Origin of the sequence: Leclercia pneumoniae, from assembly GCF_017348915.1 — a bacterium.
GTDB classification, from domain to species: domain Bacteria; phylum Pseudomonadota; class Gammaproteobacteria; order Enterobacterales; family Enterobacteriaceae; genus Enterobacter; species Enterobacter pneumoniae.
Map to the genome: position 1 here is coordinate 2,834,148 of NZ_CP071383.1, position 13,534 is coordinate 2,847,681.

General features: G+C 56.3%; 12 protein-coding genes. 4 read left to right on the plus strand and 8 right to left on the minus strand.

From position 1 onward, the window contains the following. The gene (locus tag JZ655_RS13805; RefSeq protein ID WP_040074847.1) at nucleotides 1-1,467 is read left to right on the plus strand and encodes a pyridoxal phosphate-dependent decarboxylase family protein; all 1,467 of its coding nucleotides are present in this window, start codon (nucleotides 1-3) and stop codon (nucleotides 1,465-1,467) included. Between the two features lie 36 nt (nucleotides 1,468-1,503). Here JZ655_RS13805 and JZ655_RS13810 read toward each other — a convergent pair whose 3' ends face one another. The 7 genes from JZ655_RS13810 to JZ655_RS13840 all read right to left on the minus strand — a co-directional run bounded on the left by JZ655_RS13810 (nucleotide 1,504) and on the right by JZ655_RS13840 (nucleotide 8,894). Continuing rightward, the gene (locus JZ655_RS13810) at nucleotides 1,504-2,007 is read right to left on the minus strand and encodes a protein disulfide oxidoreductase (protein ID WP_046884770.1); all 504 of its coding nucleotides are present in this window, start codon (nucleotides 2,005-2,007) and stop codon (nucleotides 1,504-1,506) included. Beyond that, a complete protein-coding gene (locus JZ655_RS13815; protein WP_207292078.1) occupies nucleotides 1,997-2,596 on the minus strand; it encodes a DsbA family protein in 600 nt (199 codons plus the stop codon). Before JZ655_RS13815 ends, JZ655_RS13810 begins: the two co-directional genes overlap by 11 nt. Beyond that, a complete protein-coding gene (locus tag JZ655_RS13820) occupies nucleotides 2,596-4,602 on the minus strand; it encodes a protein-disulfide reductase DsbD family protein (protein ID WP_207292079.1) in 2,007 nt (668 codons plus the stop codon). The genes JZ655_RS13815 and JZ655_RS13820 overlap by 1 nt, the downstream gene beginning before the upstream one ends. A 48-nt stretch (nucleotides 4,603-4,650) precedes the next feature. Next, nucleotides 4,651-4,995: a copper resistance protein gene (locus JZ655_RS13825; protein ID WP_207292080.1), complete on the minus strand. Its 345-nt coding sequence runs from the start codon at nucleotides 4,993-4,995 to the stop codon at nucleotides 4,651-4,653. Nucleotides 4,996-5,107: 112 nt separating this feature from the next. Further along, nucleotides 5,108-7,309, minus strand: a complete 2,202-nt coding sequence (locus tag JZ655_RS13830) for a polysaccharide biosynthesis tyrosine autokinase (RefSeq protein ID WP_207292081.1) — start codon at nucleotides 7,307-7,309, stop codon at nucleotides 5,108-5,110. Then, entirely contained in the window at nucleotides 7,291-7,767 is a 477-nt protein-coding gene (locus JZ655_RS13835; RefSeq protein ID WP_207292082.1) for an arsenate reductase/protein-tyrosine-phosphatase family protein, read from the minus strand. The genes JZ655_RS13830 and JZ655_RS13835 overlap by 19 nt, the downstream gene beginning before the upstream one ends. Next, nucleotides 7,758-8,894: a polysaccharide export protein gene (locus tag JZ655_RS13840; RefSeq protein WP_046884765.1), complete on the minus strand. Its 1,137-nt coding sequence runs from the start codon at nucleotides 8,892-8,894 to the stop codon at nucleotides 7,758-7,760. The genes JZ655_RS13835 and JZ655_RS13840 overlap by 10 nt, the downstream gene beginning before the upstream one ends. A gap of 459 nt (nucleotides 8,895-9,353) precedes the next feature. Here JZ655_RS13840 and JZ655_RS13845 point away from each other — a divergent pair, with 459 nt between their 5' ends. Together JZ655_RS13845 and JZ655_RS13850 are read left to right on the plus strand one after the other, a co-directional pair. After that, nucleotides 9,354-9,686, plus strand: coding sequence for an RcnB family protein (locus JZ655_RS13845; RefSeq protein WP_040074836.1), 333 nt, complete (start codon nucleotides 9,354-9,356; stop codon nucleotides 9,684-9,686). After that, nucleotides 9,637-10,119: a GNAT family N-acetyltransferase gene (locus JZ655_RS13850; protein WP_207292083.1), complete on the plus strand. Its 483-nt coding sequence runs from the start codon at nucleotides 9,637-9,639 to the stop codon at nucleotides 10,117-10,119. Before JZ655_RS13845 ends, JZ655_RS13850 begins: the two co-directional genes overlap by 50 nt. Nucleotides 10,120-10,134: 15 nt before the next feature. Here the strand turns inward: JZ655_RS13850 and apbC are convergent, their stop codons facing one another. Continuing rightward, complete coding sequence (gene apbC, locus JZ655_RS13855; RefSeq protein ID WP_040074834.1) at nucleotides 10,135-11,244, minus strand: iron-sulfur cluster carrier protein ApbC; 1,110 nt, start codon at nucleotides 11,242-11,244, stop codon at nucleotides 10,135-10,137. A gap of 166 nt (nucleotides 11,245-11,410) precedes the next feature. Between apbC and metG the strand changes: the two genes are divergently transcribed. After that, the gene (metG, locus tag JZ655_RS13860; protein ID WP_207292084.1) at nucleotides 11,411-13,444 is read left to right on the plus strand and encodes a methionine--tRNA ligase; all 2,034 of its coding nucleotides are present in this window, start codon (nucleotides 11,411-11,413) and stop codon (nucleotides 13,442-13,444) included. Nucleotides 13,445-13,534: the final 90 nt, after the last annotated feature.

Here is a 13,534-nt window from a genome sequence, read left to right on the forward strand (position 1 = left end):
ATGTCAGATGTAAACCCGATTTTGTCGTCCTCGGCGCAAAGCATTGAAGCCTATCAGCAGGCGATTTCGCAGAGCACCGAAGCGGTAAAGCAGTGGCTACAGCAGCCGGAAATGTACAAAGGCAGAACGGTCGCGGAACTGCGTGACCGTATCCAGCTGGATTTCAGCCCGCAGGGGCTGGGCAACGAAGCCGCTATTGCGCGCGCCGTTGAATACTTCCTGAAGGACAGCCTGGCCGTGCATCATCCCCAGTGCGTTGCACACCTGCACTGCCCGAGCCTGGTGGTGAGCCAGGCGGCGGAGATCCTGATCAACGCCACCAACCAGAGCATGGACTCCTGGGATCAGAGCCCGTCCGCCACCATCATCGAGATGAAACTGATCGAGTGGCTGCGTACTCAGGTGGGCTACCAGGCTGGCGACGCGGGTGTCTTCACCAGCGGCGGCACCCAGAGCAACCTGATGGGGCTGATGCTGGCGCGTGATGCTTTCTTCGCGCGTCAGGGCCACTCCATTCAGCAGGATGGGCTGACAGGCGATCTGCGTAAAATTCGCGTTCTCTGCTCCGACAGCGCCCACTTCTCTGTGCAGAAGAATATGGCGCTGATGGGTCTGGGTTACCAGTCCGTACTGCAGGTGAAAACCGACCAGTACGCGCGTATGGATCTGAACGATCTGAAAGCGAAGCTGGCGCAGTGTGAAGCCAACGGCGAGCAGGTGATGGCGATTGTAGCCACCGCCGGCACCACCGATGCAGGGGCCATTGACCCGCTGCGCGAGATTGCTGAACTGGCGAAAGCACAGCAGATTTGGGTGCACGTGGATGCCGCCTGGGGCGGCGCGCTGCTGCTCTCTGAAAAGCATCGTCATTATCTCGACGGTATTGAGCTGGTTGACTCCGTCACGCTCGACTTCCATAAGCAGTACTTCCAGACCATCAGCTGCGGTGCTTTCTTGCTGAAAGAAGCGCGTCACTATGAGCTGATGCGTTACCAGGCCGCTTACCTGAACTCTGAGTTTGACGAAGAAGCAGGCGTGCCTAACCTGGTCTCTAAGTCGCTGCAGACGACCCGTCGTTTCGACGCGCTGAAGCTGTGGATGAGCCTGGAAGCGCTGGGACAGAAGACCTATGCCGCGATCATCGATCATGGCGTAACCATGGCGCAGGACGTTGCCGCCTGGGTTGATGGCCATAAAACGCTGGAGCTGGTCATGAAGCCGCAGCTGGCGAGCGTGCTGTTCCGTTTCCGCCCTGAAGCGGCCATGGACGACGCGGCAATCGCGCTGCTGAACCAGAAAATCGGTGATGCGCTGCTGGAGTCTGGCCGCGCAAACGTCGGCGTGACCGAGCACAATGGCATCACCTGCCTGAAGCTGACGCTGCTGAACCCAACGGTGACGCTGGAGGATGTCAAAGTCCTGCTGTCGCTGGTTGAGCGTACAGCGCTGGAAATTCTGGCGAAGTAATCTCCGGCCCGGCAGGCAGAACCTGCCGGGCTTTTTTTAGCGCCCCGCCCACCAGAGGCGAAGTTTCATTCCCCAGTAGCTGCTCCAGCCGGTTGTCGTACCGACTACATTTCCTTTCGACACTATCACCAGCGTCGGCGTTACGCTCACTTGCCACTGGCGTGATAGCGCCCCGCTCGCGTCATTCACTACCGGCATGGTCAGGCGTTTCTTTGCCATCCAGCGCGACAGTTGTCCGTCATCTCCCGAACGCAACGCGACGCTCAGAACGTTGCCGCCCTCTTGCGTTAGCCTTTCAACCGCAGGAGTGGTGTAGCGGCAAATGGCGCACCAGGTCGCCCAGACGTAAATCAGCAAAGGGCGCTCCTCGCTGAGGGCGGCGATATTCATCTGCGCACCCTCCAGCGTCTCAACAGAGGTAGCCGAAAACCCGGCGGGCAGGACCGGTTTTCGCAGCTGATCCATCCCCCATACCGTTGCGATAACCATCAGCAGCAGAATTAGCAGCTCGCGCGCCCAGCGGCGTAGTTTACTGCGCATCGCTTTTCGCCAGCTGTTCTTTGACCAGCGCCTCCAGATCCGCCTGAGGAATCGCCCCGGCGACCATTTGATCGCCAATAATAGTGGCAGGCGTTCCCTGAATGCCCAGCACCTGCGAGAGAATCAGATTCATTTGCAGACTCTGCTGGCTTTTCGCATCGGGGGTGATCCCCGTTGTGGCTGTCTTTTGTTGAGCAGCCAGAATGGAGGCCGCGTCATGATTGCCCTTCTTCGTCATTAATCGCTGGTGTAACGCCCAGAATTTATCAGGCATCGTGCGCCAGGCCGTGAGCGCCACCCGTGCCGAGGCCATTGAGCTTTCGCCGCGGAAGGGTAAAAGCTTCACAATCAACTGCACGTCCGGGTTGTCGTGGACAATTTTCTCCAGCATCGGGTCAAATTTTTTACACCACGGACAGTTGTAATCGGTGAAGCTGACGATAGTCAGGCGGGGATGCTTTGCCCCCATTCGCGGACTGTCGGGATCGTTAAAGATCAACTCATCCAGCTGCTGGTTGGCATCGGGTTGCTGCTCAGCCGTGCTGACGGCAGAAAAACAGAACAGGAAAATCATCATCCAGTAACGCATTAGTGCTCTCCTTTAGCGGCAGACAGTGCGTTCAGCACCCCTTCGCGACTTAACAGCGCAGGCAGAATGGTGCCCTGCGGCTGAGCCGGACCATAAATCTGATTAAACGGAACCGCCGCACTCTGACGGCGTGTCAGAAACTGCGAGACAGTATCGGATGGTCGACTCCAGTCACCGCGCAGGGCAACCACATCCGGGGCACTCAGTGCCTGTTGTACATCGTCACGCAACAACACATTGTATTTATTGGCTTTACAGGTTACGCACCAGTCGGCGGTGACATCGACAAAGACCCGTTTATTGGCCGCCAGCGCGTCGGTGATGGCCTGCTCGCTCAACGGCTGCCAGGCAATACGGTCTTCGACAACGGCACCGGTCGTCTGCGAGGTCAGCCAGTATCCCGACAATGCCATCAGCAGTGCCAGCACGGTGGCGGCAAGGGCGCCGCGTCGCTGGTAGCGTCGCCAGACTCCCTCCAGCAGGAGCACTAACACCAGCGCCAGTACACCCCACGTCGCCTTACCAATATGCAGCCAGAGCAGCGAGATAAGCCACACGGCGGAGCCCAGCATCATCAGCCCCAGCACCACGCGCAGCGTATTCATCCAGCGTCCGGGGCGCGGCAGGCGGCGCGCCAGTCCTGGCCAGGCGGCAATCGCCAGCCACGGCAAGCTCATACCGATCCCCATGGCGAGGAAGATCCCCCACAGCTGTACCAGCGGCGCCACCAGCGCGACCGACACGGCGGTGCCCAGGAACGGTGCGGTGCAGGGAGTGGCGAGTAAGGTGGCGAACGCCCCCTGCCAGAAATGTCCTGCCAGACCGTTGCCGCCTCGCGTGGCCAGCGAGGTGGTAATGCCAGAGGGTAAGCGGATTTCAAACAGCCCCAGCAGGCTGGCGCTGAACAGCACCATCACCAGCGCCATAGCGGCGATAAACCACGGATTCTGGAACTGAATCCCCCACCCCAGCGCCTGGTTGCTAAGACGCAGAAACGTCATCATCAGCGCCAGTGCTAAAAACGACACCACAATGCCGGCCACCGAGGCGAGAAACTGGCCGCGTACACGGCTTCTGGTCTGCCCTTCCACCTGCAATACCGAGCCCAGTTTCATCGCCAGGACCGGCAAGACGCAGGGCATCAGGTTGAGGATAAACCCGCCCAGCAGCGCCATCGCCAGTACCGGTAAGAGGGACGACGTTGTCACCTCGGCTTCACCAATGGTGGTTTGGCTCTGCTGGGCCAGACCACCGTCGGCCAGTACCAGTGATAGCGTTTTGCCACGCAGATCGGGCGCCGCCTCACCCCAGCCGTCCGTGACCGGCACGGTCGCGGTCAGCGTTTCGCCCTGAATCTTAAAGGTCGGGCGCGCAAAATCCGCGTCCTCAATCCCATCGAGATAGAGCGCGGGGGCGTGCCAGCCACCGTCGCGGGTGGCGGTTACCGTCAGTTTGCCGGGGGCCCAGGCTGCCTTCAGCGAGGAGGTCAGCCCGTCTTCCCGCGGCAGCGTACCCATCGCTTTGGTGAAGTCATAGGTAAACTGACGCTCTGTTGGCCCACTCAGGTCGAGGGAGAAGGGATAGTCAGTCAGGATACAGACATCGCTACAGGTCGAGAGCGTCAGCACACCGGCCAGGGTGTCCGGCATCTTGCCTTTCACCACCAGCGGGAAGGTCACGTTACCTTGATAGCCCTGGGTGGCGATCCCCGCCACGTCAAAGCGCTGGGGTGTCGGCCAGTACCACTGCACCGGGAGCGGCGTTTGCCAGGCAATAGAGGGGGCAATTCCGCCCTCGCCCGGGGATCGCCAGTAGGTTTTCCAGCCCTTTTCCAGGGCTACGTCCAACAGCAGGTGTGTCTCTCCCGCCTCAGCGGGTTGGGCACGTAGACGCACGCTGGCGTCATCGTTATCGGCAGCGCGCAGCCAGCCGCTATCGGCCGCCCAGCTTACGGGCAGCCACAGTAATGCCAGGCAGACTAAAAGCCGCCTGAAAACAGTCAACATAGATTTTCTCCGTAAATGATTAATTAACCTGGAATAACAGGTGATTAATCACTCACGGAAGACGCATAAGCGGAGATGCACCCTGAGCCGGGGCGGAGAGATAACGCGAGGAGGCCAACGCCGTTGATGCCTGACCGGCTGAGGAGTGAGGACGACCATCAGCAACGCCAGGGCAAAGAGCGCACCTTCAAACATAATAGGTGGCGATGCCAGCAAGGATTTGGCACTCAGTTCACAAGAGGTGACAGGCGGTTCAACGTCGGACTGCTGGGTAACGAGCGGAGCTTTCATCGCCAGCGCGTGCAGGCTTGCCATGCGCTGTGCGCTGCAAACCAGCACCACCAGACATGCAAGCACTACTAATAATATCGCTTTCCGCTGCTGCTTGATCATCATTGCCCCTTTATTCACGACGCTTATATTAACGGGCTTAAACCATTTGGCAACGATAATGCTGTAAAGAAGTTTAGAGAACCGCTGCACCCTGACGGGTGCAGCGATAGGATCAGGGATGCGCGGTTTTACTGTGCTGCGGGTCTTTGCTCTTTGACGCGGTATAGGCATAGGCGTCGTAGCCGGTGCTGTAGTGGTTAACCAGAGATTTGACCACGTCGTTAAGTATCGCCCCTTTGATGTTCACCCCCATCTGTTCGAGACGACGGACGCTGGTGACCATCTCCTTCACGCTGGTGATGTTATGGCGCGCCACCAGCAGCGTCGAGGCGGCCATACGCCCGACCATGGCGGCATCGGTGACCGCCAGAATCGGCGGCGTATCGACAATCACCATATCGTAATTCTCGCTGGCCCAGTGCATAAAGGCCTTGAAGCGCGAGTGCATCAACAGTTCGGAGGGGTTCGGCGGATAATATCCGCAGGTGACCACATCGAAATGACCGTCCTCGTAGGTCTGCACCGCCTCGTCGAAGGCGATTTTGCCAGACAACAGTTCAGAGAGCCCGCGCTCGTTTTGTAGCGCAAAAATGTTATGGACATAACCCTTACGCATATCCGCATCAACGAAGAGGACACGTCCGCCAATCTGCGCAACCAACGCCGCCAGCGAGGTACTGACCAGCGTTTTACCGCAATCCTGCGAGGGGCCACTGAACATCAGGATGTTATTATCAGCGTCCATCATTGCAAAGTGCAGGCTGGTGCGCAGACCGCGTATCGCCTCAACAAAGATGTCCAGCGGCTTGTCGACCGGCAAAAAGGGAACATTAACAATTTTATGCCGGGTACGGTTACGCCAGAAATCAAAGCTACGCAGATGCGTTTTACTGCTCAGCCATTCTGAACGGGGCAGCGTTGCGTAGACGGTAATGCCCTGGTTTTCGAGTTGCTCCGGCGAAATAATCCCCTGGCGAATTGCGCTACGTGCCAGTATACCTCCCGAGGAGATCAGCAACCCGAGCAGGGTGGCAAGAACAACAATCAACCCTTTGCGCGGCTGCACGGGGTCAGGCTGCGCGACCGCCGAATCGATAATACGGACATTGCCGATCGTGCTGGAACGAGAGATATCCAGCTCCTGCTGACGGGTAAGCAGTTGCAGGTAGATCGCGCGCCCCGAATCCACGTCCCGACTCAGCCGTAAAATCTCCTGCTGGGTGGATGGCATCGTTCCGACCCGCTTATTCAACCGCTCACGCTCCTTTTCCAGCGTAGCCCGTTTGTCCCGTAGCGCACGATAAGTAGGGTGATTCTTTTTGAAGTGCTGTGAAACTTCCGCCTCGCGGAAGGTCAGTTCGTTCAGTTGATTATCGACATTGACAATCTGCTCAAGGACCGATTTAGCCTCCAGCGACAGATCCACCGAATCCCGCTTTTTGCGGTAGTTGTTCAGGCGACCCTCCGCTTCATCCAGCTCTCCGCGCACCTTCGGCAACTGTCGCTTCAGGAAGGCGAGACTTTGTGAATCCTGCGCGGCCTGACGGTCGATATTCTGCTGCAGATAATTATTGGCAATTTGATTTAGCGTAGCCGCAATGGCGTCTCGCTCAGGACCGGTTAAACTGAGTTCCAGTACCCCACTCTCTTTGCCCTTTTCGACCACACTAAAGCGTTTCGACAAGACGTTGATCGCCTCAAGCTGCGTTTTCTGGCTGATTTTAAAGCGAGTACCGACCGGGGCGCGCAATTCACGCACCCGCAGCGCGACGCCCGCTTTCTGCACCAGTTTCCCCGGGGTGCCATGCACGTTGATATCAATGCCTTCGAGCAGGAACTCGCCATTTTTCCCGGCGGTCAGGGTCAGGGGGGAGTGCCTGGAGGGCAACATCAGCCAGTCGAGCTTCAGCACGGGCTTCTCCTGGCCTGTCAGCCGGGCCAGACCATTGCCAATGAGCGGGAAACGCACCGGGACGATCTCATCGCGCAGGCGTAAATCATCGACGGTTTTACCCAGAATCATCCGCGATTTCAGCAGCTGGATTTCTGCCGTCGAGTCTGGTGAGGCATCCCCCGACAGCTGAGTGATCGATTTAAGGAGATTATTTTGCTGCTTTTGTTCAATTTGAATGATCGCATCGGCGATATAGACCGGCGAGGCAAAGAGTGCATACAGCAGACCGCAGGTTGCGCAGAGCAGCGTGAAACTCAATATACAAACGCGATGATCGATCAATTCGCTGAGCAGGCGAGCCAGATCCAGCTCCTGGGTTTCCATCCCGTAGCCAGACTGATTTACTGTTTTTGACGACATGTTGGTAATCCCTTAACTGTGAGCCGGCTGGCCCATTCCTGACTCGCCTCGCTTAACAGGTGAAAAACATACTCAAACGCATCCCGGCTCTGGCCGAACGGGTCCGGGATCTCCTGTCCCCCCTGCCATTTACCATACAGTAGCGCTTTGCCGCGCACCTCCGGCGCGATTTGCGAGATGCGGTTGATTTGCGCCTGCTCCATCGCAAGAATCAGATCGTGCTGCTTAAGCATGGGGGCGGTGACTACGCGCGCGACATGATCAGCAAGCGAAATGCCATGCGCCGCCGCCACTGCGAGCGCCTGAGGGTGAACGGGCCGTCCGTTCAATCCACTGATGCCTGCCGAGCTGACGGCGATCTCAGGCATCTTCTGCTGTAAAAGCCCCTCCCCCATCGGGGAGCGGCAGATGTTTCCTGTACACACCACCAGAATGGTTTTGATCCGCATTATGGCCACGTCCTGATGGAATGAACGGTTTCAGTCAGATCGTGGATACCGGTGATTGTCGGTACCAGCTGTTTCACGACGCGGTTCCAGCGAGCCAATGGCGCCGTAGTGACATAGACGATGTCGTAAGGCTGCAGCTCAAACTCCGTGGCCAGAACCATGGCCGACGCGTCGCGCGCTTTCAGCTGATAGATATTGGCAATTTTGCTCCCGGGCTTTTTCTCAGTCGTCGAGCGAATCACAAAAATGCCGGTAGCATCCGCCAGATCCTGGTTAATACCGCCCGCATTACCCAGGGCTTCCGCCAGGGTCATACCGCTGCGATCCATCTTCAGCGTGCTCTGTTTCACCACTTCCCCCATCACAAAGACCTTGAGGGCATCATTACGTGGAATAAAGAGGATATCGCCGGCGCTAAGCAGCCGGTTCTGACTGAGATCGCCATGCTGCATTAACGCATAGAGGGAAATCACGGAATCTTTGCCGTCATGGGTCAGCACCACGTTTCGCCAGTCGGCATCCGCAGAGAGACCGCCTGCCGCGTTAATGGCATCCATCACGGTCAGCGGAATATTGGTGATAGGCTGTTGGCCCGATTTTGCGACTTCACCCGTGACATAGGCTTTTTGCGAGCGAAACGCCGCGACGCTGACGTCAACCTGTGGGCTTTCGATCACCCGCTCCAGCCGTCGGGTGATCTCACTGCGCACCTCTGCCAGCGTTTTCCCGGCTACGTGCAGCTTGCCAACGTAGGGATAAAAGAGAGTACCATCCGCCCCTACCCAGTTGCCGGTATCGCTGGCGCTACGATATTGCCCGGCAGGCGTGGTGAGCTCCGGGTGATCCCATACGGTGATCATCAGAATGTCACCGGTACCGATCCGGTACTCCCACTTTTTAAGCTGTTCGTCGAGTCCAGGATTTGCCTGAGATTTCAGGCTGGCTGGACGCAACTGTTCAATCACAGAAGGGGTAAGTGGCCATATTTCGACTTTTTTGCTTATATCGTCGGAGGAATCAACGGTGTGGGCTATCTTTTTCCCATTCGTTTTAAGATGTTGCCCCGGAATATTAACGCAGCCTGTTAACAACCCTGTTGTAATAAGTAAAGTCCATATCCGTATTTTAGCTTTCATTAATAATGACGCCCTGAAATTAATGTTGATACACCCGACAAGCCTGGCATTGCTGATTTTTTTAATAACTAATTAATATTTATAGATTTATGAGGCATCGAAACGGTATTATCCGTCCGACGAAAGTATGCTGATATTATCTGAAATATAAGCAGTGAGGAAAATCCAATAACCTTCCAGGCATTTTAAACGCTGTGCTACAAAATTAACACAGCGTGTGCGCTCTATTACTGGATAACTGCTTCAGATTCGGAATTCATTAATAAAGCAATACAAATAATTATTACTATTCTTAATGCAATTCATGCGACCGATAATTAGCGACCGCGCCTGGCGGCCAAAAGTACGGTTTTGTTACATTTTTTCTCTGACGCGCCAGCAGGCGAAACTTGAGATAGACTGTCGGTTGAGTAATAACTGATGTCGCGTCACAGCAAAGCGTTAAGAACTGGAGAAAAAATGAACAAAGGTAAAGTACTGCTTCTGGGCACATTACTGTCTCTGGCGAGCACAGCATTTATTGCGCCTCTGGCCGTTGCGGCCCCTGGTGGCATCCAGGCCTATGAGGAGCAGGAGTTTATTGCCGATTTCACCAAATACAAAATTGGCGATTTTGCCCCCGCGCAATACCAGACCCCGGAATACACCATTAAACAGTACAATCTGCGCAACTTGCCTGCGCCCGATGCCGGCACGCACTGGACTTACATGGGTGAGAACTACGTACTGATTGGCGATACCGATGGCAAAATCTACAAAGCCTACAACGGTGACATCTTCTACCATCGTTAAGCCCGTGAAAATTCGTCCCTGGCAGGAGAGTGACCGCCCTTTCCTGCGCACGCTCTACCTCCACGCCCGTCGCGCTGCCTGGCCATGGCTTGATGACAGCGCCTGGCGTCTTGAGGATTTCGATGCCGCCACGCTTAATGAGCAGATTTGGGTGGCGATTGACGCGGGTCACCGGGTAGGTTTTGCCTCAGTGGCGGTCAATGACAATTTCCTGCACTGCCTGTTTGTCGATCCCCATTTTCAGGGTCAGGGGGTAGGTAAAGCCTTGCTCGAACATGTTCAGCAAACGTTTACCAGCACCGGTGCATTGAAATGTCTGGTGAAGAACAGTCGTGCCGTGGAATTTTACCAGCGCCAGGGGTGGCATATTGAAGCGACGGGAGCGTCGCCGGACGGTGAGTATTATCTGATGCACTACAGGCTGCCCGGTTAGGGCAGCCCGCTGATTTTAGACCGCGCGGAACGCGATTTCACTCGGGATAACGTCACCCTGCCAGTAGAGCTGCGCCGCAACGCGCCCCGCCAGCTGGCGATACATATCCGCAAACTCGCTAGCCGGACGGCTCACGACCGTTGGCTTGCCGCTGTCGAGATCCTCACGCAGCGTGATGTGTAACGGCATCTGTCCCAGCAGTTGAGTGTGATACTGTTCAGCCAGTTTTTCTGCGCCCCCGGTCCCGAAGATAGGCTCATGATGCCCGCAGTTGCTGCAGATGTGCATGCTCATGTTCTCAACGATACCCAGCACCGGCACTTCCACTTTCTCGAACATCACGATGCCTTTTTTAGCATCGATAAGCGCGATGTCCTGCGGTGTGGTCACCACAACCGCCCCGGTGACCGGGATGTTCTGCGCCAGAGTTAACTGAATGTCCCCGGTACCCGGCGGCATATCCAGGACCAGATAATCCAGATCCGGCCACATGGTCTCTTGTAACATCTGCATCAGGGCTTTACTGGCCATCGGACCGCGCCACACCATGGCGTTGTCGTCAGTTACCAGGTAACCGATAGAGTTTGTCGCCAGTCCGTGCGCCATGATCGGCGCCATATGGGTGCCATCCGGCGACGTTGGGCGCTGGTTTTCTGCTCCCAGCATGTTCGGGATCGATGGGCCATAAATATCCGCATCCAGGATGCCCACTTTTGCCCCTTCTGCGGCTAGCGCCAGCGCCAGGTTTACCGCGGTAGAGGATTTCCCTACCCCGCCCTTGCCGGAACTAACCGCAATGATATTTTTCACGCCGTTAACGCCCGGATGGTTTTTCACGCGCTTGAGGGTGGCGATGCTGTGCGACAACTTCCAGTCAATCGCTTTTGCGCCAGTAATGCGCAGCAGCTCAGAGCTGGTCTGCTCTTTCAGCGTTTCGAAAGCGCTGCGCCAGATAAATGGCATTTGCAGCTCAATGTGCAGCGTCTCATCCAGCCACGCTACATGGTGCAGCGCTTTCAGCGTGGTGAGATTGTGTTTCAGGGTTGGATGCTGAAAATTTGCCAGCGTCCCGGCGACCATTGCTCGTAAGGCTTCCGGTGATTTGGCCTGGGATTGAGAACTCATCCCGACTCCTTTGTTGTAGTTCTGAAATAGCATGCGTAGAGCCTAAGTTTACCCTACAGGCCACAATTATTCATTTATGGATTGATGCCCTTATTTCTTGGCGTAGTTATTCCCTTTCGGGTAACATCAAACCCCCTTTTCACAGTTAAAAGAAGTAATGCTTACTATGACTCAAGTCGCGAAAAAAATTCTGGTAACGTGCGCACTGCCGTACGCCAACGGCTCCATCCACCTCGGCCACATGCTGGAGCATATCCAGGCTGATGTCTGGGTCCGTTACCAGCGAATGCGCGGCCACGAAGTCAACTTCATCTGTGCAGACGATGCCCACGGCACGCCAATCATGCTGAAAGCGCAGCAGCTTGGCGTCAGCCCGGAGCAGATGATCGGGGAGATGAGTCAGGAACACCAGACCGACTTCGCCGGTTTCGATATCAGCTATGACAACTACCACTCGACGCACAGCGACGAGAACCGCGAGTTGTCAGAACTTATCTATACCCGTCTGAAAGAGAACGGTTTTATTAAAAACCGCACCATTTCTCAGCTCTACGATCCGGAAAAAGGCATGTTCCTGCCAGACCGTTTCGTGAAAGGCACCTGCCCGAAATGCAAATCGCCGGATCAGTATGGCGATAACTGCGAAGTGTGCGGCGCGACCTACAGCCCGACCGAACTTATTGAGCCGAAATCCGTGGTGTCTGGCGCAACGCCTGTCATGCGTGACTCTGAGCACTTCTTCTTTGACCTGCCGTCGTTCAGCGAAATGCTGCAGGCGTGGACCCGCAGCGGTGCGCTGCAGGAGCAGGTCGCCAATAAAATGCAGGAGTGGTTCGAGTCTGGTCTGCAGCAGTGGGATATCTCCCGCGATGCGCCGTACTTTGGCTTTGAGATCCCGAATGCGCCGGGCAAATATTTCTACGTCTGGCTGGATGCGCCAATTGGCTACATGGGCTCCTTTAAGAACCTGTGCGACAAGCGCGGCGACACCACCAGCTTTGATGAATACTGGAAGAAAGATTCCGCCGCCGAGCTCTACCACTTTATCGGCAAAGACATCGTTTACTTCCACAGCCTGTTCTGGCCGGCCATGCTGGAAGGCAGCAACTTCCGCAAGCCAACCAACCTGTTCGTCCACGGCTATGTGACGGTGAACGGCGCGAAGATGTCCAAATCCCGCGGCACCTTTATTAAAGCCAGCACCTGGCTGAACCACTTCGACGCGGACAGCCTGCGCTACTACTACACCGCGAAGCTCTCTTCCCGTATCGACGATATCGACCTGAACCTGGAAGATTTCGTCCAGCGCCTCAACGCGGACATCGTTAACAAGGTGGTGAACCTGGCCTCCCGTAACGCGGGCTTCATTGCTAAGCGTTTCGACGGCGTGCTCTCTGCCGAACTGGCCGATCCTGCGCTGTACAAAACCTTCACCGACGCCGCCGCTGCGATTGGCGAGGCCTGGGAAAGCCGTGAATTCGGTAAAGCCATTCGCGAAATCATGGCGCTGGCTGACGTGGCGAACCGCTACGTTGACGAGCAGGCACCGTGGGTTGTCGCTAAACAGGAAGGCCGCGATGCGGACCTGCAGGCTATCTGCACCATGGGCCTGAATATGTTCCGCGTGCTGATGACCTGGCTGAAGCCGGTTCTGCCGCAGCTCTCTGCGCGTGCTGAAGCATTCCTGAACACCGAGCTGACCTGGGATGCCATCCAGCAGCCGCTGCTCGGCCACAAGGTGAACACCTTCAAGGCGCTCTATAACCGCATCGAAATGAAGCAGGTTGAAGCCCTGGTCGACGCCTCTAAAGAAGAGGTGAAGGCTGCCGCTGCGCCGGTAACCGGCCCGCTGGCAGACGATCCGATTCAGGAGACCATCACCTTTGATGATTTCGCCAAAGTCGACCTGCGCGTCGCGCTGATTGAAAACGCGGAATTCGTCGACGGCTCCGACAAGCTGCTGCGTCTGACGCTGGATCTGGGCGGCGAGAAACGTAACGTCTTCTCCGGCATCCGCTCTGCCTATCCAGATCCGCAGGTGCTGATTGGTCGCCTGACGGTGATGGTGGCTAACCTTGCGCCACGCAAAATGCGCTTCGGTATCTCTGAAGGGATGGTGATGGCCGCAGGTCCTGGCGGGAAAGATATCTTCCTGTTAAGCCCTGACGACGGCGCGAAGCCGGGTCAGCTGGTGAAATAACCCCCTCCCCTTAAAGCGCTGCAGTGGCAGCGCTTTTTTTATAAATTCCGAAATCAAATCCCTTCACCACATTCCCGCTTTGGATATCAC